The organism is Pseudomonas sp. Ost2 (assembly GCF_018326065.1).
In the GTDB taxonomy this organism is placed as follows: domain Bacteria; phylum Pseudomonadota; class Gammaproteobacteria; order Pseudomonadales; family Pseudomonadaceae; genus Aquipseudomonas; species Aquipseudomonas gingeri.
Map to the genome: position 1 here is coordinate 3,598,841 of NZ_AP021904.1, position 23,092 is coordinate 3,621,932.

General features: G+C 58.1%; 19 protein-coding genes and 1 pseudogene. 9 read left to right on the top strand and 11 right to left on the bottom strand.

Going from position 1 to position 23,092, the window contains the following annotated elements:
• Positions 1 to 21 precede the first annotated feature (21 nt).
• Positions 22 to 945 carry a LysR family transcriptional regulator gene (locus KI243_RS15865; protein WP_042935410.1) on the top strand — a complete coding sequence of 308 codons (924 nt, stop codon included), beginning with the start codon at positions 22 to 24 and terminating at the stop codon, positions 943 to 945.
• On the opposite strand, the gene KI243_RS15870 is transcribed toward KI243_RS15865, so the two are convergent.
• The 4 genes from KI243_RS15870 to KI243_RS15885 all read right to left on the bottom strand — a co-directional run bounded on the left by KI243_RS15870 (position 926) and on the right by KI243_RS15885 (position 4,714).
• Positions 926 to 2,173, bottom strand: a complete 1,248-nt coding sequence (locus tag KI243_RS15870) for an MFS transporter (RefSeq protein ID WP_212811137.1) — start codon at positions 2,171 to 2,173, stop codon at positions 926 to 928. The genes KI243_RS15865 and KI243_RS15870 overlap by 20 nt on opposite strands.
• 92 nt (positions 2,174 to 2,265) lie before the next feature.
• Complete coding sequence (locus tag KI243_RS15875; RefSeq protein WP_177131257.1) at positions 2,266 to 3,654, bottom strand: heavy metal sensor histidine kinase; 1,389 nt, start codon at positions 3,652 to 3,654, stop codon at positions 2,266 to 2,268.
• Positions 3,651 to 4,322, bottom strand: a complete 672-nt coding sequence (locus KI243_RS15880) for a heavy metal response regulator transcription factor (protein WP_177107556.1) — start codon at positions 4,320 to 4,322, stop codon at positions 3,651 to 3,653. Before KI243_RS15880 ends, KI243_RS15875 begins: the two co-directional genes overlap by 4 nt.
• Positions 4,323 to 4,459: 137 nt before the next feature.
• On the bottom strand, positions 4,460 to 4,714 hold the full coding sequence (locus KI243_RS15885) for a DUF2790 domain-containing protein (RefSeq protein ID WP_177107555.1): 255 nt from the start codon (positions 4,712 to 4,714) through the stop codon (positions 4,460 to 4,462).
• A 350-nt stretch (positions 4,715 to 5,064) separates the two neighbouring features.
• Between KI243_RS15885 and KI243_RS15890 the strand changes: the two genes are divergently transcribed.
• The 5 genes from KI243_RS15890 to KI243_RS15910 all read left to right on the top strand — a co-directional run bounded on the left by KI243_RS15890 (position 5,065) and on the right by KI243_RS15910 (position 13,363).
• Positions 5,065 to 5,601 (top strand): dihydrofolate reductase family protein, encoded by a 537-nt coding sequence (locus KI243_RS15890; RefSeq protein ID WP_212811138.1) that lies wholly within the window; start codon positions 5,065 to 5,067, stop codon positions 5,599 to 5,601.
• Between the two features lie 208 nt (positions 5,602 to 5,809).
• Positions 5,810 to 6,958 (top strand): hypothetical protein, encoded by a 1,149-nt coding sequence (locus KI243_RS15895; protein WP_212811139.1) that lies wholly within the window; start codon positions 5,810 to 5,812, stop codon positions 6,956 to 6,958.
• A 477-nt stretch (positions 6,959 to 7,435) separates the two neighbouring features.
• Positions 7,436 to 9,856, top strand: a complete 2,421-nt coding sequence (locus KI243_RS15900; RefSeq protein ID WP_212811209.1) for a TerB N-terminal domain-containing protein — start codon at positions 7,436 to 7,438, stop codon at positions 9,854 to 9,856.
• A complete protein-coding gene (locus tag KI243_RS15905; protein WP_212811140.1) occupies positions 9,853 to 11,148 on the top strand; it encodes an ATP-binding protein in 1,296 nt (431 codons plus the stop codon). Before KI243_RS15900 ends, KI243_RS15905 begins: the two co-directional genes overlap by 4 nt.
• Positions 11,123 to 13,363, top strand: a complete 2,241-nt coding sequence (locus tag KI243_RS15910) for a DEAD/DEAH box helicase (RefSeq protein WP_212811210.1) — start codon at positions 11,123 to 11,125, stop codon at positions 13,361 to 13,363. The genes KI243_RS15905 and KI243_RS15910 overlap by 26 nt, the downstream gene beginning before the upstream one ends.
• A gap of 354 nt (positions 13,364 to 13,717) precedes the next feature.
• On the opposite strand, the gene KI243_RS15915 is transcribed toward KI243_RS15910, so the two are convergent.
• From KI243_RS15915 to KI243_RS15925, 3 genes and pseudogenes are all read right to left on the bottom strand, one after another.
• On the bottom strand, positions 13,718 to 14,740 hold the full coding sequence (locus tag KI243_RS15915; protein ID WP_212811141.1) for a restriction endonuclease: 1,023 nt from the start codon (positions 14,738 to 14,740) through the stop codon (positions 13,718 to 13,720).
• 264 nt (positions 14,741 to 15,004) lie between these two features.
• Positions 15,005 to 15,197 (bottom strand): annotated as a pseudogene (locus KI243_RS15920) (IS3 family transposase); the annotation flags it as partial.
• 56 nt (positions 15,198 to 15,253) lie between these two features.
• Positions 15,254 to 15,547 carry a hypothetical protein gene (locus KI243_RS15925; protein WP_212811143.1) on the bottom strand — a complete coding sequence of 98 codons (294 nt, stop codon included), beginning with the start codon at positions 15,545 to 15,547 and terminating at the stop codon, positions 15,254 to 15,256.
• 397 nt (positions 15,548 to 15,944) lie between these two features.
• Between KI243_RS15925 and KI243_RS15930 the strand changes: the two genes are divergently transcribed.
• Entirely contained in the window at positions 15,945 to 16,706 is a 762-nt protein-coding gene (locus KI243_RS15930) for a hypothetical protein (protein ID WP_212811144.1), read from the top strand.
• 72 nt (positions 16,707 to 16,778) lie between these two features.
• On the opposite strand, the gene KI243_RS15935 is transcribed toward KI243_RS15930, so the two are convergent.
• Both KI243_RS15935 and KI243_RS15940 read right to left on the bottom strand, forming a co-directional pair.
• Complete coding sequence (locus tag KI243_RS15935) at positions 16,779 to 18,092, bottom strand: diguanylate cyclase (RefSeq protein ID WP_244861901.1); 1,314 nt, start codon at positions 18,090 to 18,092, stop codon at positions 16,779 to 16,781.
• 203 nt (positions 18,093 to 18,295) lie between these two features.
• Positions 18,296 to 19,699 (bottom strand): MFS transporter, encoded by a 1,404-nt coding sequence (locus KI243_RS15940; RefSeq protein WP_177131286.1) that lies wholly within the window; start codon positions 19,697 to 19,699, stop codon positions 18,296 to 18,298.
• A 294-nt stretch (positions 19,700 to 19,993) separates the two neighbouring features.
• Between KI243_RS15940 and KI243_RS15945 the strand changes: the two genes are divergently transcribed.
• Positions 19,994 to 20,425 carry a nuclear transport factor 2 family protein gene (locus tag KI243_RS15945; RefSeq protein WP_017128358.1) on the top strand — a complete coding sequence of 144 codons (432 nt, stop codon included), beginning with the start codon at positions 19,994 to 19,996 and terminating at the stop codon, positions 20,423 to 20,425.
• Positions 20,426 to 20,656: 231 nt separating this feature from the next.
• On the opposite strand, the gene KI243_RS15950 is transcribed toward KI243_RS15945, so the two are convergent.
• Together KI243_RS15950 and KI243_RS15955 are read right to left on the bottom strand one after the other, a co-directional pair.
• The gene (locus tag KI243_RS15950) at positions 20,657 to 21,160 is read right to left on the bottom strand and encodes a hypothetical protein (protein WP_212811146.1); all 504 of its coding nucleotides are present in this window, start codon (positions 21,158 to 21,160) and stop codon (positions 20,657 to 20,659) included.
• A gap of 250 nt (positions 21,161 to 21,410) precedes the next feature.
• A complete protein-coding gene (locus KI243_RS15955) occupies positions 21,411 to 21,995 on the bottom strand; it encodes a helix-turn-helix domain-containing protein (protein ID WP_017128360.1) in 585 nt (194 codons plus the stop codon).
• Positions 21,996 to 22,214: 219 nt separating this feature from the next.
• Between KI243_RS15955 and KI243_RS15960 the strand changes: the two genes are divergently transcribed.
• Positions 22,215 to 23,078 (top strand): NmrA family NAD(P)-binding protein, encoded by an 864-nt coding sequence (locus tag KI243_RS15960; RefSeq protein WP_177118682.1) that lies wholly within the window; start codon positions 22,215 to 22,217, stop codon positions 23,076 to 23,078.
• Positions 23,079 to 23,092 lie beyond the last annotated feature (14 nt).

Below are 23,092 nucleotides of genomic sequence, written 5' to 3' on the forward strand. Positions count from 1 at the left end.
TGGGGCAAACGATTAGAAAATATGAGCAGGATTAACGTACGTAATATCTCGCGCACCGATCTGAATCTGCTGCTGACATTCCATTGTCTGATGACGGAGCGCAGCGCGACGCGGGCCTCGGCGGTGCTTCACGTGACGCAGGGCGCGGTCAGCTCGGCCTTGCGCCGACTTCGCGAGCAGTTCGGGGACGAGTTGTTCGTAAGGACAAGCTCCGGCATGCAGCCGACCCGCAGGGCGCTGGAAATCGCACCGATGATTGCGGAGGCCCTGTCCACGGTGTCGGCGCTGCTGGGGGCGGACGCAGCGTTCTCGCCCCAGGAGTCGCACTACGTTTTCAACCTGGCCATGTCCGACGACCTGGAGGCATTTCTGGCGCCCAGGCTGGTGGAGGCGGTTTCCCGTGAGCGCCTGGGCATCCGCTTTGCGTTTCACCAGACCAACAGCTCGCTCTGGAAAAACGCCCTGCATGATCCGGCGATGGACCTGGTCATTTGCAGCGAGCCGAAGGATTTCAGTACGAACTACTCGTCGCAGGTATTGTTCTCGTCGTCCTATTCCTGCCTGTACCGGCCGGGAGCCGGAGAAGCGGAGCCGTTGAGCCTGGAGGACTACTTTGCCGCCGAGCATGTGCGGATCTGCTTCGATGGGCGGCGTGGTTTTATCGATGATCTTTTCGAGAAAGCGGGACACACGCGCAAGGTGACCGCATCTTTTACCCATTTCGCGGGGGCACTCACCACCCTGTTGAGCAGCGACGTGGTGGCGACGATCCCGACCTTCGCGGCCCGGACCTTTTCCCAGCACATGGCGTTGACCCTGTGCCCGGTTCCCCTGGCGGTGCCCTCGTTCAGATGCTTCATGGTCTGGGATATCGCCAAGCAGGAAAAACCGCAACATGAGTGGATTCGCCGCTTTATTTCCCAGATCACCCAGGGCTTGGAGTGACGGCGGCGTCTGGCGTCGGGTTGTCACCGGCAGGCGCCAGGGTCTCGGGCATGGCCACCAGCAGCAGGACCAGGGCCGCGGCGGCAATGCCTGCAAGGGTCAGAAACGCCGCGCTGTAGCCGGCCTGCTGAACCACCAGCCCCGCCAGGCCATTGCTTAATGCCGCCCCCAGGCCGAACACGGTCGAGAGGGCGCCGAGACTGATATTGAAGTGTCCGGTGCCGTGGGTGAGGTCCTTGACCACCACGGGGAACAGCGCGCCGAAAATGCCCGCGCCGACACCGTCGAGCATCTGCACGGCGACCAGCCAATAGGGATCGCTGGACAGGGTATAGAGTACCCCCCGCAGCGGCAGGATCAGGAAACCCGCCAGGAGCAAAGGTTTACGCCCCCACAGGTCGGCCTTGGCCCCGACCAGCAGCGCGGCGGGAATCATCACCACCTGTGCCGCGACAATGCAGGCGGAGGTCAGTGGCGTCGCCATCTGCAGGTTGACCTGGGCCAGTTGCTGGCTCACCAGCGTCAGCATCGCGGCATTCGCCAGATGGAACAACGCGCAGCACACGGCGAATACCAGCAGCGGCTGGTTGGTGAGCAACACCGACCAGCCCGAGGGGACCTTGCCCTGCACGGCGTCGCCCGGGTCGAAGCCCCGTGCGAGATCGTGGTCGATCGCCTTTTCCGGGACGCAAGCGATGGCGATCACACTGCCGAGGGCCATGGTCGCCATCAGGTAGAACACCGCGACCGGGCCGAACAGATAGGCAAATCCGCCGGCCAGCAGCGCGGCGCAGGCATTGCCGGCGTGGTTGAAGGTTTCATTGCGCCCGGTTCGACGGGTGAAGGCCCGGGGACCGGTGATACCCAGCGAGATGGCGGCTATGGCGGGGGCGAAGACCGACGCGGCGACGGCGCTGACGGTCTGGGTCAGGGCCACGAGCGTGAATGAAGTCACGAACGGCAGCAGCAGGCAACTGCCCGTCACCAGCAACGCCGCCATCGCGATAATCGCCCGTTTGCGGCGCGTCCTGTCGATCAGCGCCCCGGCGGGTGTCTGGGTGACGAGTGCGGCGATCCCTGCGAGTGTCATGACCAGGCCGATGCTGGCGGGCTCCCAATGGTGAACCGCCAGCAGGTAGATCGCCAGGTAGGGGCCGAGCCCGTCGCGGACATCGGCGAGAAAGAAGTTCAGGCCGTCCAGGGAAAAATCATGACGTCGAGTGACCACGGGCAGCTATCTCACTACTGGAGGTCACCGGAATGGGATCAACCTCGGCAGTGCTAATGACTTGTCGCCCGTGGTTTTAGTTTCATGAGTGCTCACTGTTCCCGCCTGGGGAAAAACAGCTCGAAGCAGGTCACGCCGTTTTCGCTGGTGACGCTGTAGCGACCGCTGTGCAACTGCATGATGGTCGCCACGATCGAAAGCCCCAGGCCGTTGGACTGGGCCGAGCGCTCGCGTGACTGATCCACCCGGTAGAAGCGTTCGAACAGTCTCGGCAGGTGTTCCGCCGGGATGGTCGGCCCCTGGTTGCGCACACGCAGCTTGATGCCGTCCGCGGACGGTACGGCCTGGATCAACAGCTCGGAATCGGCAGCGCCGTACTTGATCGCATTGGCGCACAGGTTGGCCAGGGCCCGGCGCAACAGCATCGGCTCGGCCCAGATCAGGCCTTCGCCCTCGGCGCGGATGCTGATATCGGCATCCGCCGCCAGCCCTTCAAAGTAATCGGCCACGCGCTCCAGCTCGTCGGCGGCATTCAGTTCCTGGCGCTGGTCACGGGCGCTGCCCGGGTCGGTACGCGCGAGGAACAGCATGTTGTCGAGCATGCGTGCCAGGCGTTCGAGCTCTTCGACATTGGAGGCGAGCAACTGCTGGTAGTGTTCGACGCTGCGGTTCTGCTGCATGGCGACCTGGGTTTCACCCAGCAGGTTGTTGATCGGCGTGCGCAGTTCATGGGCCATGTCGGTGGAAACCTGGCTCAGTTGTGCAAAGCCCGTGGCCAGGCGCTCGAGCATGGTGTTGAAAGAGTCGATCATCGGCAGCAACTCCTTGGGCGCACCCTGGCCGTCCAGGCGTTCGGTCAGGTTGCCGATGCCGATACCGTGGGCATGATGCGCCAGGCGCCTGAGGGGCAAGAGGCCACGGTGCACCACCACATAGCCGATCAGTGCCAGGACGATCGCCGCGAGGCTGGCCAGCACGTAGACGCTCAGGCGATAGCTGGCGAGCACGGCCGTACGTTCGGTCATCAGCCGGCCAATGGTCACCTTCAGCTTGCCCGAATCAATGTTCGCGGAGATGGCGGAGAAGGGCGCGCCGTTCACGCCGGGCAGATGCTGGACATCGGTCAACGCCAGGGAATGGTTGATAGTCACTGGCGTGAGGTCGGGAATCTCGATATCCGCGGGGTTGACCTCCAGCAGGGGTTCTTGCCCCGACTCGCCGATCATCAGCACGGACTCGCGGTTGCCCAGCATGTTCTGGAACAGCACGGGCTTGGTCCTGATCAGCTCCAGCGTGTTGCTGTCGTTGAGAAAGTTGCGCAACTGGTCGATGCGATAGACCAGGGTCGAGTCGTCGCGGCGTATCAGTTCGCGCTCGAGTTCGCGGTACAGGGCTACGCCGGTGGTTGCCAGCACGGCGAAGGCCAGCAGGACAAACACCAGGGCCAGGCGCAGCGTCAGGGAGTAATGGCGTCGGCTCATGGTTGCGTATCAAAGCGGTAGCCGATGCCACGCACACTGTGGATCAGCTTGACCTGGAAAGGGTCGTCGATTTTCAGGCGCAGGCGGCGCACGGCCACGTCCACCACGTTGGTGTCGCTGTCGAAGTTCATGTCCCAGACCCTGGAGGCGATCAACGAACGCGACAGCACCTGACCTTCATGCGTGGCGAACAGATGCAGCAGGGCAAATTCCTTGTTGGTCAGTGTCACCCGCACGCCGGCGCGGGTGACGCGGCGCTTGATCACATCGATCTGCAGGTCGTCGATCTGCAGTTGCTCTTCTTCGCGAGTCGGCCCCCGACGGGTCAGGGTACGCAGGCGTGCGACCAGCTCGGCGAAGGAAAACGGCTTGATCAGATAGTCATCGGCCCCCAGTTCCAGGCCCTTGATACGGTCGGCGATATCATCCCGCGCGGTCAGGAACAGCACCGGCGTGTCGGCTTCCTTGCGCAGGCGGCGCAGGACTTCCCAGCCGTCCATCCTCGGCATCATCACATCCAGCACGATGACATCGAAGGACGTTTCCAGGGCCTGGTGCAGCCCATCGACGCCATCGCGGGCCAGGCTGACGGAATACCCTTGCTCTTGCAGGCCATTGAGCAAGTAGTTGCCCGCCTTGGGCTCGTCTTCCACTACAAGGATGTTCATGGGGATTACCTAGGTTCTTTGCGGGTGCCCGATCCATGAAAGGCGGACCGGATGGCCTTGAGCAGGTGGCGCAAGTGTAGCCCGATCATCGGCTCGATTGCGCCTCGACTGCTCTCTGATATTCATCAGGCGGCCAATCAGTTTTCGTTCGAGCAGTGACCTTGCACCTGATAGTCCAGCACATGTTCCCGACCTTGATGATCGAGGTAATCGAGACGCGCCGGAATCACGCCGCACTGGTCCGAGAGGTCCGTGGTGGAGATGACTTTCGCCACGTCCAGGTCGACGTAGAAGCCGGTCTTGTCATGAATGACCGGGGCAGCGTCGGTGGTAGCGGCAAAGGCCGAGCCGGTGGCGAGGAGGGCGGCGAATCCGAGCAGGAACAGTTTCATGGCGATATCTCTCTGTCTGAAGTGGGCTGCCTGTTGTCTGGCAGTGGGTTCAAGGTAACAAGGCAACTCAAACAGCCGACGAACAGAACAATGACAAAGTTGTAATCCATGCGGACTCGCGTATTGATCCCCTGGCGATGTCCTGGATTTTCTTGTAAATCCTTTGAAATCAGCTGGTTGTGATTTGTTTGTGAGGGGGGGAAGAGGGCTGGGACAGAGCATTTCTACAGGTTTGGATCAGCGGAAAACTGCCTGGCGGGAGGGTTTATGTCATCGAAGAAAGTCTTTTGCGGGCCTTGTTCCGTTTATCATCACGTGTCGAACCACGACGCTTTCCCAAGGAGAACCTGATGATCACCGCACATGTTTTCATCGCCACCAGCCTGGATGGTTTCATTGCTCGGCCCGACGGAGATATCGACTGGCTTTTGTCGCGCGATGATCAGACCGAGGACCATGGCTACTCGGACTTCATCGCCGACAAGGACGTGATCGTGATGGGGCGGGGAAGCTACGAGAAGGTAATGACCTTAGACACATGGTTCTACGACCGGCCAGTGGTGGTGCTGTCTGGACAGCTGGCCGGTTCGCCAGTGCCTGAATCGCTCAGGGGCAAGCTGCGTTTTTCCAACCTGTCCCCCAGGGCCACGATGGAGGAACTGGCGAGTCAAGGCGTGCGCCGGGTCTATGTCGATGGCGGACAAGTGGTGCAATCGTTCCTGCGCGAGGGGTTGGTTACGGATATGGTGATCACCACCGTTCCTGTCCTGATCGGCGCGGGGAGGCCATTGTTCGGTAGCCTTCGGCAGGATATCGACCTGCAGTTGGTCTCCAGCCGCTATTTTGCCTCGGGCCTGGTGCAGTCGACCTATCGACTGGCAACCTGACCCACAATGCGAAAGCGGGCGCCAGCTCATGGAGTAGCACGTGATAGTGAGGGCTCTTGGCCTGAGCTTTATCTAATATATTAACTCAACTAAATGTCTATTTAGTTGAGTTATTTTGCGAGTGAGTTTGAAGTGGCATTGCTTCGATACTAACCTCATATCCCACAAGCGATATTTTCAACTTGCTGGCGGCTATAGGGACGTATCCATGACTGTATCGATTATGCGTGACTCTCAGGTAATTGATATCGGTGAAGTTCAGCATGCAAAGATCGGCGCTCGCGAGCGCCTGACGTTTTCTTCGACGGCAGGAACCGTATCCAGGGTACAGGTTGTCTTTTCACCCCAGGACAGAGCGGGCTCTCCGGTATGCGTAAAGGACTATAGACAGACAAGGGATGACGCCACCATCGTCCAGGCCGACCATGAAAGCGCGCCACAAGAAGGCGAGCAGGTATTGTCGTTCTTCTGGAGTAACAGCGGGCGCGTGGCCGTTACCTTGTATGTTCGCATCGCCGGCCAAAACGAGACGGTGTCTCTGGTCTACTGGGTTCATGAACCTGATGTGAGAATGCGTGCCGTCATCGGATCAACTGCGCTGAGTGTCAGCTCCGCAGGAGGAATGAGGGCCCAGGACCGAGACGAGGATACGCTCCTGTTCGAACTCGGAAACGGCACCGGGAAACCCGGTATAGCGTTCAAGGCCAGGGTGAACTTTGGTGGCGCGCCGGTTGTTTTCGATGGAAAGATCAAAATGTTGCAGACATTCGAAGCCAATCGGCAAAAAAGCAATACCGCGACAGGTCGTAGCGAAGTCTATGAATACGACAAGCCCGCGCTGGACCAGGCGCTTTGTTACAGGCACAGATGCGGTGGTACGGATTATGGCGAACAACCGACAGTCGCCGGCCAGATCAATCTGGAGACCGAAGACTCCCCGGGGTCGAAGCTGGGCCGTCGTGGGCAGTTTCATGCTGGCGGGATAACGAGGGAGCCATATTTCACCACAGCCAGCGCGGACGAACTTTACTCGATGTTCCTGATGTATCGCCCCAAAGGTGGAATCTGGGTCGCCATCGGTCAGATCAACTGGAGATGGGCTGGCAAGGTTGAGATCACGGTAGTTCCTGTGGATCAGGCCGTGAATGACACGCTCAGCGTCCTGACCGGGAACCAGGGAAAGAACGGACGGTTGCGCTGGACGCTGACCGACCTGGGTTCGTCCTGCACCAACCGTAGCACCGTGCAGAGCCGACTCCCGGTGTGGGAAAAACCAGACAATGCGATCGAGCAGGATTTCGATGACGATGACTCGGGGTCGGATGAAGATGCATCCAGTTCAAGCCAGGGCGAATGAACAGCGCATTGAGGCTGGGCGCAGCATGGTTGTCCATAAGGGGTGACCAGGCTTGAAATCCTGTCTGGGGTGGCTGGTGTGTGGGTATCTGTGACTACGCATAATGTATATTATGTTAAATTAAAGATTACGTCACAGATGTTCATGAGCCGCCTAAGCCACTGATTCGACAAAGCCGCTTCTGACGTCCACTCTCTCAACGGGTCATGTCCTTATTGGGCCGGCGCATCGCCCCAATCGGCCCATCGTTGTAAGTATAAGTGCAGCTCAAATTGATGGCGGTATAACCCGCCAAAGACGCCAAGTTTTATTTACCATGCTGTCGACCCAGGCCGGGCATGGACGGCCTCGCCCATCGGCTACATGATTCTGCTCAGCAATTTTTCCGAGCGCTCCTTTCGTCTTTTCAGCTTGGCCGCCCTCGAAAAATCCGTAAGAATGCCATTTGGCCATTACCAACTGTACGGAACACTTATTATGCCACGGAAGCGCAAAGGGAGCGGCGGTGGGCTGATCGCTCTATACGCCTTGTTATTCGTCGTTGCCCTCTTGGCACAAATTCCTAAACAGGTGTGGATTGCTCTTGGGGTTATCTTGGGCATAGGCGTACTGGTATGGGCTGTCAGACGCGCTACCCAAGCAAAGCCTTACGTTCCTGAAGATGATATTGCCGCCGAAATCTCTGCGCTTTCTCGACAAACAACCTCCCCCACTGTAACCGTCCAGCTCAGCACCAGTACCCGCGAGCGCGACTTTCATACCGTTCAGGTCGGTTCGTCCAGCGACAGTCAGAGCTATGCCATCCCAATGCCAAGTGCCAAGCCCATGGGGGTTCGTTGGCTGGCTGAAGGTGAGTCCATGAACGTCGCTGGGCTGGCCATCCCCGGCGGAATGCTCTACATCACCGAGCGAGCGACACAATTCGGCCAATCTGAACCGTCCTTGATCGATGCCACGCTTCGAGTCGCGCGCTCACCTATGAGTCTCACCGAGCGGCAGATGCCTTATTGGCCAAGCTACCGAAGCATCACGCCCGAGGCGCGGCGAGCGTATCTGCAATGGTTGGCAGGCGGTCGCCGCCAGCCTGCCGATGCAGGTTATGTGTTCCTGTTTTTCTACGGACTTGAACGCCGCGCGCTGGTCGATGCACCGACTGACCTTCAGGCCAAAGCAGAGATCCCAGCCATCAAGGCCGAGGTGGAGCGCTTGCTTGGTCTCTACGGCGACAACAATTCTTTCCACGGCTACGCTACCCGCTTCCTCTCCCATATCGACGCGGGTTCTGTTCAACCTCAAAGCTACATGAGTGAGCCCGCTGCCAGTGCCGCAGATGGGTATGAGCTGCCCATGTCACTGCGCGTTGCGCTGGGCCAGATGGCCGTGGACAAGTATCCACTCCCTCCGCACTGGGCATTGGCCTGGGCGCTCGCTGAGCCAAACATTTCCAGGCGTACACCTGTGACTCGGTGCCCTGAGCAATTCGCAGTACTCTTCAAAAACGAATTTGCAAAACGCTATCCCAACGGCATTGCGCTTCCCCAGAACAAGACCAAGCTGAAGATTGCCTATCGCCCCGCTTCTTCCGGACTGAGCATTCCGGCAGCGGCCGTAGGCGACCTCCCCGACGTCGCGGCAACCTCGGGAACGCGTAACAAGCTGCAGGTTATTGTCGAAGAATGCACCACCGTACTCGACGCTTACAGTCGGTATCTGGGGCGCAACCCAGACGCTGGAGATAGCCTGGAAGCCATCCTGCAGTTGCCAACAGAACTCTGGCCTGCTGAAGCAAAAGCTGAACTCGAACAGTTGGAGCAACGCGTCGGTGGCGAAACTATATGCATGAGCTTCGGGGAGTTGGCAGGTCGATTCAAATCCGCCGGCGCACTTTCCCGCGACAAAGTGATTGCGCTCGCCCGGGCGTTGGAAAGCAAGCGGATCGGATTGGAGCCCGATGTCCTTTCTGGCAGCCGTACGCCTAAGGCAGAAGACACCATCGCGCTGTTTGCCGCGGACTCTGACGAAGGCACTCTTCGCTCTACCGATGCCTACAGCGCTGCAGCAGTGACTCTAGACCTGGCCAGTGCAGTCGCTGCAGCAGACGGTGACACCTCACTGGAAGAGGTAAGTTTGCTGTCAGGCCACATTGACTCATGGGATCACCTTTGCGTCGCGCATCGCAAACGCCTGAAAGCGCACCTCCAAATTCAGCTGAAGCAACCGCCCACGCTGGCAAGCCTCAAGAAGAAACTTGAGCCGCTGCCCCTCGAGGCCAAACGAAAAATTGCTAGCTTCCTGGCACACCTGGCTCATGCGGATGGTGAGGTGACTCCACAGGAAGTGAAGCTACTTGAGCGCGTGTACAAATCGCTCGCTCTCGATCCGCAGTTCGTCTACAGCGACCTCCATAGTGCAGCCGTTCGCCCTTCTCATGTAGTGGAGGCAATAACTGCGACTGCCGCACCGGGCACAGCGGCTCAGGCATCAGAAAACGCTGGCTCAGGCTTTGCGCTGGACATGAACAAGGTTGCTCGTCTGCAACAAGAAACCGCAGAAGTCTCGGCGTTACTGGCCAGCGTCTTCAGTGAGGAAGCGCCCACTGAAACACCTAACGCCCTGGAGTCCGAGTCGCCCCAGCTGCAGGAAGGCAGTACCGCCGAACAGCTTGCTACCCTACACGGCTTAGACGTCGAGCATTCCGCGTTTCTCCGACTTCTGGTTTCGCGGCCTGAGTGGAGCCGTGCCGAGCTGGAAGACGCGGCCAGTGATATGGAACTGATGTTGGATGGCGCCTTGGAACGGATCAACGACACAGCATTTGAGCTGTTCGACATGCCCGTGACCGAAGGCGATGATCCTATCGAAATCAACCCCGACATTCTGGATGAATTAGCCCTATGAGTAAGATACGAGCCAAGGATCGCGACGCGGTCATTCAATCGCTGCGTGCAGGTGTTGTGCCCCGTGTTGGGCAGCATTTGATCCAGGTAGGTCGGGCGGGAGAACTCGACTCACTGCTCAAGGATGTGGATCGTCTCGCGGATGGCGGCTCTGCATTCCGTGTCGTCGTTGGCGAGTACGGTGCAGGCAAAACCTTCTTCCTCAACCTCGTGCGCGGCATCGCCATGGAGCGCAAGCTCGTCACCATGCACGCCGATTTGAATCCAGACCGCCGGCTTCACGCCTCGGGCGGTCAGGCGCGCTCACTTTACTCGGAGCTAGCCAAAAACATGGCCACGCGTACCAAACCCGATGGCGGTGCGCTCCAGGGTATCGTCGAGAAATTCATCTCACAGGCTAAAATGGAAGCCAAGGCCAAAGGTGTCGAGAGCGAGGTGGTCATTCGTGAGTACCTGGCAGAGCTCACCGAGATGGTCAACGGGTATGACTTTGCCGACGTCATTGCTGCCTACTGCCGCGGCTTCGAGGAAGGCAACGAGCAGCTCAAGGCTGACGCCATCCGTTGGCTGCGTGGAGAATTTTCCACCAAGACCGATGCTCGGGCTGCACTGGGTGTGCGTACGATCGTCGACGATGCTTCTGTATACGATCAGTTGAAATTGCTCTCACGGTTTGTGCGGCTGGCCGGCTTCGGCGGACTTATGGTTTGCCTGGATGAATTGGTCAACCTGTACAAACTGGCGAACACCCAGGCCCGCAACGCCAACTACGAACAGATTCTGCGCATTCTGAACGATTCGTTGCAGGGCTCCGCTGAAGGCCTGGGCTTTGTCCTGGGTGGCACACCAGAGTTTTTGATGGATACTCGTCGGGGGCTCTACAGCTACCCTGCCCTGCAATCGCGCCTCGCGGAAAACAGCTTTGCGAAGTCCGGCTTGGTCGACCTTTCTGGGCCTGTCATTCGGCTCAGCAGCCTGACCCCTGAAGACTTCTACGTGCTGCTGCAGAAACTTCGTAATGTCTATGCCTACGGCGAGCCTGAGAAATTCTTACTGCCGGACGAAGCTATCCCCGCTTTTATGGCGCACTGCAACCAGCGCTTGGGCGAGGCGTACTTCCGGACGCCGCGCACGACCATTACAGCCTTCATCAACCTGCTAGCAGTAATTGAGCAAAACCCTACCGCGGATTGGCGAAACTTGCTGGGAGCCGTGGAGCTGTCCAAGGATGAGGGTGGGCAACAAGATCTTGAAGTCGAGGCCGACGATGAGCTCGCCAGCTTCAAGCTCTGACTCCTCCTCGTTCGAGCGTCTTCATCCCGAGGTTCAGCAGTGGGTCTGGTCGCAGGGGTGGACGTCGCTACGTGATGCCCAGGAGTGGGCGGTACCGGCTTTGGTGGGCGCTGATCGTGATGTGATCATTGCAGCGTCCACCGCCGCAGGTAAAACAGAGGCCGCATTCCTACCCATCCTGACCAACCTGCTCAACGACAGTGAGCACGCCGGCGCGGTGCTGTATATCAGCCCGCTCAAAGCACTGATCAACGACCAGTGGGACAGGCTTAGCCGGCTATGTGAGAGGCTCGAACTGCCCGTCGTTGCTTGGCATGGTGATGTGGCCGCAAGCAAGAAACAACGGTTTCTGAAATCGCCTGAGGGCATCTTGCTGATCACACCGGAGTCCCTCGAGGCCCTCTTCGTAAACAGAGGCTCGAGTTTACCTGGCGCTTTTCAGAACCTGCGCTACATAGTCGTCGATGAGCTTCATGCCTTCATTGGCAGTGAGCGCGGTAAGCAACTGCAATCGCTCATGCAACGAGTTGAGATTGTCGTAGGCAAAGACCTGCCTCGTGTAGGGCTTTCTGCAACGCTTGGTGAGATGTCACTGGCCCGAAAATTCCTGAGGCCTGTTCGCCCCGATGACATCACCGTCATCGAGTCGAAATCCTCTGGCCAGGAGCTCCAGGTGCAGGTACGCGGCTACATTGAACAGCCGATGCAGCAGATAGTGGCGGAATACCCTGGAAAAGCGTCAGCGAATGAAGACGCCGAACAGGAGGAGATTTCTGGCACCAAGGTGGCAATTGCTGGCCACCTGTACAAGGTGCTGAGGGGGCACAACAACCTGATCTTCCCCAATAGGCGCCAAGAAGTTGAATGGTTTGCCGACCGTCTGCGCTCACTGTGCGAGAACGATGGGGTACCAAACGAGTTCTGGCCGCACCACGGTAGTTTGTCCAAGGAACTGCGCCAGGATGCCGAGCGGGCGTTGAAAGCGGGAGATCCACCAGCTTCTGCCGTCTGCACTACTACCCTCGAGCTGGGTATCGACATCGGTAACATCAGGACGGTCGCACAGATCGGCTGTCCACCCTCTGTGGCGAGTCTTAGGCAACGGCTTGGCCGCTCGGGTCGTCGAGCCGGTGAGCCTGCGATGCTTAGGGCGTACTGCCGAGAGCGCCCCTTAACGGATAAGTCGGATCTCTCTGATCAGTTACGTGAGGGCCTTGTCCAAACGGTCGCTATGATCCGCTTGCTGATCAGTGGATGGTTTGAGCCGCCCCGGTCGGCAGGGCTACACGCCTCGACGCTGGTGCAACAGTGCCTGTCTTCAATTGCTCAGCTCGGCGGAGCTTCTGCGGCGCAATTATGGGGAAGTCTCATCGCAAGCGGCAGTTTTGCGAGCGTCACCAAGCCTGATTTCCTATCTTTGCTCAAGGGTATGGGTGAGAAGGAATTGATCGTCCAGGACAGCTCAGGACTTCTGCTACCAGGCGAACTCGGGGAGCGGTTGATCAACCACTATGAGTTCTACACCGCCTTCACAAGCGATGAAGAGTTTCGTTTGCTCCGGGATGGTAAGCCACTTGGCTCGCTGCCCGTCAGCAAACCCCTGACCAAGGGACAGCGCATCATCTTCGGCGGGAGACGTTGGCAGGTTCAAGATGTCGACCTTGAAGCGAAGGTGATCGTAGTCACACCGGCGCGGGGCGGCGAGCCGCCTCAGTTTGATGGGCTCGGTGCGCAGGTGGATGATCGTGTCAGGCTTGAAATGCGAAACGTGTTGATGGAAACCACATCTTGTCCCTTCCTGGACAAACACGCCCAAGGTCTACTGGAGGAGGCTCGGAGTAACTTCCGTGCCCTCGGCTTGGGTGGCACGGCGATTGTTGGCTCTGCCAGCGTAAGCCACGTGGCGACCTGGCGAGGAGACTACACCAACGATGCGCTGGCCTTGTTGCTCAGGCATGTGGGCATTCAGTGTGAAAACACCGGGCTATTCCTAGAAGTTGCATTCGGTGGGGAGGACACGTTGCGAGCGTTGCGTGTGGTCGGTCAAATGGACATCTCAGATGTAGAGCCCATCTTGGAAAATGTCGAAAACATGATCCGAGAGAAATGGGATTGGGCCCTTCCTCGCTCGCTCCTAATGAAGTCGTTTGCCTCGAGCCATCTTGATCTCCAAGCAGCAGTCGACACGGCGCAACTACTCAGTCTGGAACCGTAAGAAGAGGCGAATGCCCATGGCGCGACTCTACTAGGATCCGTCGCCCATTTTTTCGAGGTCGGTTTGTACATTGGCAAGCTTCTGTATCAACCCGCTCGAGCAGTCGCGGCCTTGGCAATGCCGAGGTCACCACGCAGCGTTTCTACGGCCTCACGATGTTGCGAGGCTTCTCCGGCATGCTGGCGATTTTCACCCTGATCAGGCGTGAGATCTCCTCTTGCTTGACCATCAGTGTCTGCTGCAGGACGGTTACCTCTTGCTGCATCTGATAGACCTGGGATTCGTGGCGGCTCAAATCCTGGTCTCGCTGCTCTTCCACCGAAGCGCGATTTAGTGCCGACCACTCCCTGAACGCTACTCATAAAGTTTTCTTTCAATCCAGGCCTTCAGGTCATCGTTGTCGACCTTGCCCAAGATAAACCGCTCACGCTCTACACGTTCCAAGGCTCCTCGGGTAAGGAAGCTCGTGGTGACAATAATTCCTTTGCTGGCTTGATGTTGATTTCGCACATCAGCTAGCTCTCGAATGGTCGGAATACCGACTTTTCTGGATGTGCGATTCTTTTTAGCCTGCCAGAGCGCCTTAAACATGCCAGTTTCACCGAGATCCTTGACGGCGACAATATCTACACCTCCGTCCTTGGTGCCGGACATCAGTTCGATCTCATACCCATCGGACGCCAAAAGCTCAGAAATCAAGATCTCGAACTCGCGCCAGCCTAGTTCATCTAGCGATCGTGTTCGTCTATGTAGCTCGGCTAGCAGGGTTAGGCTCGGTGAATGCTGTGCTAATAAAATCTGAGTGCTCGGAAGTATTAGCGTTTTGGGCTCTAAAATGTACTCTCTGTCGAAGCGGTGTTTATTCTCCAGTTGATATTTCCAAGTTTCAGATTGACCTGCAAGCGGTGTTCTTGAAATGAATAAAATCTGATTTTTTGGATTTGACTCCAACACTCTGTCGGCCACTTCGGCTGCCTGATTTAAATAGCGATCTGCTTCGTCGACAATCACAAGCAGATCTCCTGTTGATGCGTGATCAATCAATGAGTCATGAATAGCGCGCTGTTCCAATAAACGGAACGTCAGTGCCGCTCCATTGCTCGAATCGCTGAATGAGGATGGTGAAGCTCGATCAATGGTAATTGGCCCTGAGTTTGCTCGGTAAATCCAATCCGTCGCAATAGCTTGCATGTCAGAAAGAAAAGCCACTTTTTTAGCCTGGCCGCTGTTTAGTTTCGCAATGGCTGCATGGATGGTAGCCACACTCTTGCCCTGACCAACTCCTGCAATTAGTGCATTCTTGGGAGCAGTCGAAGCAGCAAACCTATTAACGAAATCTATCTGCCAGTCGCTCAGTAAATGTTCTGAAGTTTCCAAGTTATCATCCTTTGATGTCGGGGCTGACTGCTGAGCTTGCGAGTCGGACTCGATGGTGTTCGAGCACCTCGCGTAAAACCAGTTCAAGCGAAGAGTCATAGAAGGCGGCTGCATCACGCCAGACTCCTGCCTCCAAGTCATCATGCATCCCCTGTTCTCCCAAAAGCGGTAAATGCGTCTGCAATTCTCAGGTAAACCGTTCCCAGACTTTAACACGCAGCAGTTGGCAGAGCCTCAACACGCGACTCATGCCTAGGACTAGGCCCGCATGAAGGCGTACTTCACTTGAAGCTCTTGGCAAAGTACGCGGCGGTCTTTTTACGATAGCCTACCCTTCTGCCTGGTCGGCCAACAAGCGCTTGAGTCCGGCATTTTCGTCGGTCAGCGATTGCTCACGCTCGCTGCTGCCCTGGGTCTGATGCTTTTTGCTTCGCCAGCCGTAAAGCTTTGATGCATGAGGGCGAGCTGTTTAGCGGACGGGTTAGCGCTTGAAAATGTCAAGCGCTCGTTTCTTCAGGCTATACCAACCGGCAAGTCCCCCTCCCGATCCGCCTCCAACGCCCTAACCTCAATCACCTTCCAAATATCGTACCCATCACGCAGCAACAGCGCCGCGCCCTGGATAAAGTGGGTCAGGTCTTCGTCATCAATCTTGCTCAGGTTCATGCAGGACAAGCTGTCGATCATGTCCTTGCCTGCCCGCAGTCGCTCACTGCCGTAGGCATGCAGATCCAGCACGGACGCACGGGAGTTGATCAGCAGGATATGGTGATTGGTGCAGGTCGGGGTAAGAGGCTGGTAGGTCATGTGAAACTCCATTGAGGTCTGGAGCTGCCACGTTCTGCGACCAAGCAAAGGGGGGGGCAGCTGTACGCAGGTTGGTCGACCGGGCCTCAATGACTCCCAGCACACCCGAAGGTGTCCCGCGCACAGCCGCCATAACACGAAATTCGAGGCGAAAAAAAACGCCCGCATTCGGATGGTGGCGCTTGTGCGCATTGAGGTGATCGGGCGACCAAGCCCGGTCGTTGAATTTGCAACGACAGTGAATGATAGGCATGGGAATGCAGTCGGTGCAACCGAAATGTGACCCTAAGCGCGAGTGATATCAAAAAGCCATTTAACTCGGCAGCCGTGCTCGAATATGATTGCTCCACTGCCAAGGAACCCCCATGAACACATGGACCGTAGCGAAAGGACTCCAATGAGCGCTGAAGAAAAGATCGACGCAACTGCACCTGCCTTTGCCGCCAAAACCGCTGCGCGATTTCCCTGGGTACTCGCTTTGCCTTTTCTTGGCTTCATCGGCTATGCAGCGCCCTACGTCACCGGACTGATCTACTGGCAGGATTACCTGCGTGGCCTGAACGTGCCACCTGGACTGTTCGAGGCTGAAGCCCGGGACTATTTCGTTTACGCCTACGTGGCTCTGATCGAGACGCTCAGGAGCTGGAGCGGGTTCGTGCGCAATCCGTTGGTCTGGCTCACTATCATTGGCATTATCCTGGGGTTCAGTCTTGAGCTGGTGATCATCAAAAAACTCCAGTCCAGTACTCGGGTACAGCTGGCGGTCGAGCGATATACTCGGAACCGTTATGTGGCCCTTACCAGTGGCCTTGTTGTGCTTTCCACGGCAGTCACGACGGTATTGATGCTGATACCGCTCATCATCCTTCCTATCATTATCTTGCCCGCGATCATCGGCAATTACGGTGCCGATCAAACCCTGAAGCGTGAACGGGAGATATTTGCCAAAGGATGCGACCTTTCAGAACAGGCGAAAACGCATTGTTATGTGGTCAAGGAGGGTGAAAAAGTGATCGCGTCGGGTTTTCTGATAACGGCTTCAGGCACCAGGCTGGCCATTTATGAAAATGGTCGGCCCAAGGTCATTCCATTGAAGGATTACAGCATCGAGGTATTGGTTGCGGAGGAAAACAAGTCTGCTTCAGACCCGGCGCAGTGAGCGCCGAACATGGGCGCCCTCACCTTGCCGCTCTCCTTGCAAGAGTGACTGCGCGGCACCACGAAGGTTTAGTCAATTACGACCTGCGGCAACACCCTGCTGACCCGCCGCAAACCGATATTGCCCCTTCCCGCGATGCTTGGCCTCATACATTGCCCCATCAGCCGCACGCATCAGCTCTTCCACCGTCGTCCCACTGGTGGGCAAGCAGGCGATGCCGATACTGGCTCCCAGGAGGAAGTTCTCATGGTCGGCGCCCACCTGCGCTATCAACTTGTCGGCCACCGCGGCCGCGTCATCCGGGCTGTCGATGCCTTCGATAATGATGGTGAACTCATCGCCACCAATCCTGGCCAGTCGGTCGTAAGGCCTCAGACACCCTTTCAACTGGCCGCTGACCCAGCGCAGCGCCTCATCGCCGCGGTCATGGCCGAACTTGTCGTTGATCTGCTTGAAACCGTCCAGGTCCAGGTACAGCAACGCGCTCATCCTGCCGGTGCGCTGGTTGCGGGCGATGGCGGCCTGCAGCGCCTGCAGGAACCCCCTACGGTTGAGCAGCCCGGTCAGGGCATCGGTGATCGTCATGATTTCGAGCTGGCGATGCAGCTCGCGCACCGATGACATGTCCAGAGCCAGCAGCGTCATGGCGTCCTGCTCTTCAAGCAGTGGCGAGCAGGACAAGGCCACCGGGATCGTCTGGCCTTCGCGGTTGCGCAGGTTGGCGTCATGCAGGCGAAGGGTTTCGCCACTGTGAAAGTACTCCAGCCATACCGAGTCTTGCCAGGTGTCCTCATGGGGCGATTCAACCCAGGCGATCAACTCGCTGCCCTGCAATTCACTCTCGGAACAACCGAGCATGCGGGTGATCGCCGGATTGGCAAAGCGGATGCGGCCATCGCTGCCCACCACCAGGATGCCTTCGGCGGTATTGTTCAGGATCGACGCGTTGAAAGAACGCTGCTGTTCCAGTTGTTGCGTGGTCTGCAACAGCCCGCGCCGGTAGTGATCGTGTTCGAGCAGCACCCGAGCCTTGTGCAGCAGCATCGTCGGGTGCACCGGCTTGGTCATGAAGTCCACGGCGCCGGCGGCGTAACCCTGGTTGAGCACATCATCGGTCTGGCGCAGGCCCGAGATGAAGATGATCGGCGTGAATCGGGTAGTGGGATCGTCACGCATTCTGCGTGCGACCGCGAAGCCATCCATGCCGGGCATCTGTACATCCATCAGCACCAGGCCGATTTTGCCGGTGGTCATGCACGCCAGCGCCTTGGCCCCGGAGTCGGCGCAGTGCACTGTCCGGTCGAGCTCTTCCAGCAGCTCCTGCATCTCCGCCAGGTTTTCCTCCTGGTCATCCACGACGAGGATTTCCAGCCGCTCAGCTTGCACTTGCAATACGCACCTCCATGTCTGTAATACCCGCTTCCATCAGGCAGGACATACCACGCTAGCCAGGAAATGCCACTGTAGCTCGCTGCCGCCACGTATGCCAATTGCAGGCGTGGCCAGTTCAGGCCCGCCCGCCTTTGCGGCAGGCGGGCAGTGCTTTTTCAGCGCGGGTCCGCCTGCTGCCCGAGGGATGAGGTGGTCACCTACAAGTCGGTGATTTCCTTGTGCCGCGGCACCAGTGTCTTCATCACGCTCCAGGCCACCAGGTAGGCCAGTGCGCAGGCGGCAAACATGATCATGTAGCCGGTGCGGATATCGCCAACCAGCTTGTAGTGGTCGAACACCCAGCCGCCGATCTTGGTCAGCACGACCCCGCCAAAGCCCCCCGCCATGCCGCCGATGCCAACCACGGAGCCAACGGCTTTTTTCGGAAACATGTCCGAGACAGTGGTGAAGATATTCGCCGACCAGGCCTGATGCGCCGAGGCGCCGATGCCGATCAGCACCACCGGCACCCAGAAACTGATGTGGCCGAACGGCTGCGCCAGCAGCACCACCAACGGAAAGAGCGCGATCACCAGCATGGCTTTCATCCGCCCGTCATAAGGCGCATCGCCCCGCGCCATGAAATAGCTGGGGAACCAGCCACCGCCAATACTGCCCACCATGGTCATGCTGTACAGCACCGTCAACGGCATCACAATCGCCGCGCCCTTCATGCCGTATTGCTCCGACAGGTAGGTCGGCAGCCAGAACAGGAAAAACCACCACACGCCATCGGTCATGAATTTGCCAAAGGCGAACGCCCAGGTCTGGCGGTACTTCAGCAACTGGAACCACGAGACCTTGCCGACGGGCGCCGATGGTTGTGTGCTGGCAACCAGCGGCACCTCCTGATCCATGCGGATGTAGCTCAGCTCCTGTGCGGACAGGCGTTTTTGCAGCTCCGGTTTCTTGTACAGCGCGATCCAGAAGGCCATCCAGATGAAGCCCAGCATGCCGATCACGATAAAGGCGGCTTCCCAACCCCACAGGCCGGCGATCAGGGGCACGCAGATCGGCGCCAGGATCGCGCCGATATTGGCGCCGGAGTTGAAGATCCCGGTGGCCAGGGAGCGCTCTTTCTTCGGGAAGTATTCGGCGGTGACCTTGATCGCGGTCGGGAAATTGCCCGACTCACCGATCGCCAGTACAGCGCGCGCCAGCATGAAGCCGGCGATCGAGACCGGGATGGCGGCCACACCGAACGCGGTACAGACAGCGGCGATCCCCTCACCCACCGGTACGGAAACGGCATGCATCACCGCCCCGCTCGACCAGATGCAAATCGCCACGATGAAACCTGCCTTGGAGCCGATCTTGTCGACCACACGACCGGCGAACAGCATGGAAATCGCATACACGAACTGGAAGACAGCGGCGATATTGGCGTAGTCGGTATTGCTCCAACCGAATTGCCTGGACAGGTCTGGTGCCAGCAGGCTCAGCACCTGGCGGTCGAGGTAATTGATGGTGGTGGCAAAGAACAACAGGGCGCAGATGGTCCAGCGGTATCTGCCGACGGTCTGGCTGACGCGTTGCGCGTTGATGGGTTCGTTCAGATTCATGGCGTCACTTTATTATTTTTGGGTTTGGAATCATTACTTATACGTCATCGTACAACAAATCAAAAGAGGCTGCATTTGTGATGGCCGACAAAAAATGCCGTCCTCGTCCGGCCCTCGGCTCAATCTCCTGAAGACTCTGAATCGCCTTTACAGGCCGGCAGCTTTTGCGTTTCCGAGTGTTGACAAGGATCGGAGGATGTTTTGATAATCGTCAAATCGTTGTACGACAACCTACGACGCTTCGGTGTCCAGCCCTTCCTCCTATCCGAACACCCACAACAACAAGGAAACATGATGAAGAACGTCAAGCTGGTTATTGGTTTTTTGTGTCTCTTGAGCGGTTACGCGGCGGCCGCATCGGCGCCAGGCGAAAAAGACGTAGCGGCAGCCGTGGACCAGTTGACCCAGGCCATGTGGCACAAGGACATTCCCAAGCTGCAAGCGCTGGCGGATGACAAGCTGACCTATGGACACTCCAGCGGAAAGATCCAGGATAAGCAGGAATTTATCGCCGACATCGAGACCGGCAGAAGCGGTTTCAAGGAACTGAAGATGCTCAACCAGACCATCACCATGAATGGTGACGTGGCCCTGGTGCGCAACCATTTCTCGGCTCAGGCCATCAACAGTGGCGTGCTGGTGCCCACCGAAATCGAAAACTTCCAGATCTGGAAAAAACAGCACGGTGAGTGGAAGCTGATTGGTCGACAGGCTTTCCGTTTCTGAGTCCAGGGCCTGCCAGACAATTACTTTCTGACGACTCTCTTGGGCTGAGTCAGCAAAACCCACCCGGCTTGCGGGACGCCTTCGATTGGGTGGAACTGTCCAATACCCTGGCGGAGGAGATTTCAAAAATTACATGGGCCTTGGGGCCCAATATCCAGCCATCGGCTCACCGCCCCCCATCAGGCGCGTGAAACGGCGGCGGTGTGACGAACACCGCCGCCCTCGCCCACCTCAGGCCGCCTGCATCTTCCCGCGCTGGGAACGAATCCACCAGAACTGCAGCGCGGCACCCACGACAAAAATGCCCAGCCACGCCGCCAATGCGCCCTGCACCAGGGGGGATTGAGGGCCATCCGCCAGCGGGTGAGCGGCAGGCAAGCGGGTCAGCGTCTCATTGATCCCCGGGACCAGCAGCAGAAAGAAACTGAACGTGAACCCAAACTGCGACAGATAGGGCCGCGCACGTCCCAGCAGGCGTATCCGTGGAATCACCAGGGCACCGGATATCGCCAGCAACGCCAGGATGCCCAGGGCATGGCCGGCATTGAAGCCACCGGTGCTGGATAGGCCGAACGATGTCACTACCGACACGGCCAGGCCAATGAGGTACACCTTGGCGGAGCGGGTGGAGGGTTCGATTTTCTGGTAGCGGACATAGCTGTAGAGCCCTGCGACCAATGGCACCAGGCTGATGGCGGTATGGCAGGCGCCCAGGAAAGAAATGGGATGAGGCATGGGACATTGACTCCTTCTGAATACTCGGACCGCGCTAATGGCGAAATTCGGTGCTTAAGTTGGCTACCAACTAGTTGGTAGGTTGCTCGGTGAAAAATTTTTGCCGCGTGCGGCTCTCCTCATGGAGCGGTCGGTTCGGAGACGCCGGCCTGTTGGATGCTGTGCCTCTTCACCTAAAACAACCTACTAGTTGGTAGGTTATTTTGCAAGCCGCCAGTGGACGAACGGACGGTGCCCGGCGCCCTCCTCTTTACTGCGTGATGACCAGCCTTTCGATAAGTGGCCGGGTGATTGCCCCGAACATCTTGGGATCGCCATAGGCGCGAGCGGACAGCATGGCGCCATGCACCGTGGCCATGAAGGTCTCGGCTTCGGCGCGGGCGTCGCAGGACAGCGCCAGGGTGCCCTGCTTGGCTCCGCGCTCCATGACGGACGTCAGCCAGGCAGAAAGCGAGCGAAAATGAGCCCTCACCGCCAGCGCCACTTCCTGGGGCAGGACCGGCATCTGGCTTGCCAGCAAGGCGCACACGCAAAAGCCCTTCGCCGCATCGTCGATGCAGCCCAGCCAATAATCGTTATAGGCACGCAGCTGGTCCACGGGATTGGGGAAATGCCGTTCCAGCGCGGCGATGCCGGCTTCGGCCTCTTCGCGATACTGCGCCACCAGCGCGAGGACCAGGTCCACTTTCGTGGCGAAATGATGGTGGATGCTGGCCTTGCGGATTCCCACGGATTCGGAGATGTCCGCGTAGCTGAAACCACTGTAGCCGCCGGTAATGATCAGCGTACGGGCGCAGTGGAGGATTTCATGATAGGTGCTGGATCGATTGTTCATTCAGTAAACCTACCTTCTAGTAGGCTGGTAGTCAACCCTGCGCATTTGGGTCTGTCCCAGGACTGTTCGCATCGAGGGATTGACATCAAACATGATGGTCATCATGCTTTGTCTCGAAGCATGATGATCGTCATGCTTCATCGCTACATAACATGATGGCCATCATGGATGCGTTGACAGGTTTCCACCCCCTTTTGTCTGATGCTTCAGGAGAAACTCATGAACACCTATCTGGTAACAGGTGCCACCGGCGCCACTGGTGCTCCCACGGTCAAATATCTGCTTGAAAACGGCCATCGCGTGAATGCCTTTGTTCATCGTGAAGATGAGCGCTCGCAGAAACTGAGGGATCTGGGGGCAACCATCTTTGTTGGCGATGCGCTGAAACTGAAGGAACTGCGCCCGGCCATGAAAGGTGTCGACGGTGCCTACTTCGTCTACCCCCTGGGCAATGGCCTGGTGGAAGCGGCTGCCATCTTCGCCCAAGCCGCGAAGGAAGAAGGCGTGAAGATCATCGCCAACATGTCCCACAAGCAATCGCGCCCTGATGCCCGCAGCCAGACGACCCTCAATCACTGGCTGTCGGAGCAGGTCTTCAGCTGGTCCGGCGTGCCGACCACCCACCTGCGTGTCACGTTTTTTGCCCAGTGGATGCTCTACATTGCGCCACTGATCCGCGCCGGCGTGTACCTGACCCCGTTCGACGCGGACAGCCGCTTTGCGCCTATCGCCACTCGCGATATCGCAAAAATCATTGCCGGCGTCCTGACCAATCCCGAGCCTCATGCGAACAAGGCCTACGTGCTGAACGGGCCCATCGAGTACAGCCATAAGGAACTGGCCGGCGTCCTGGCGGACACCCTGGGTAAAGAGGTACGTTTCCAGCAGGTTTCACCGCAAGAGTTTGTCAAAACCCTGGGCCTGGACGCCGATCCGGCCTACGTGACCCACTTCACCGCGGTGAAAGTCGACCAGCAGGAAAAACGTCTGGAAGGCCTGGATGACATCGGCACGCAGATCATCGGTGGTCCCCTGCAGACCCCTGCTGAATTCATCGCGGAACATCGTGATGTGTTGAGCTGACACCGACACCGGAA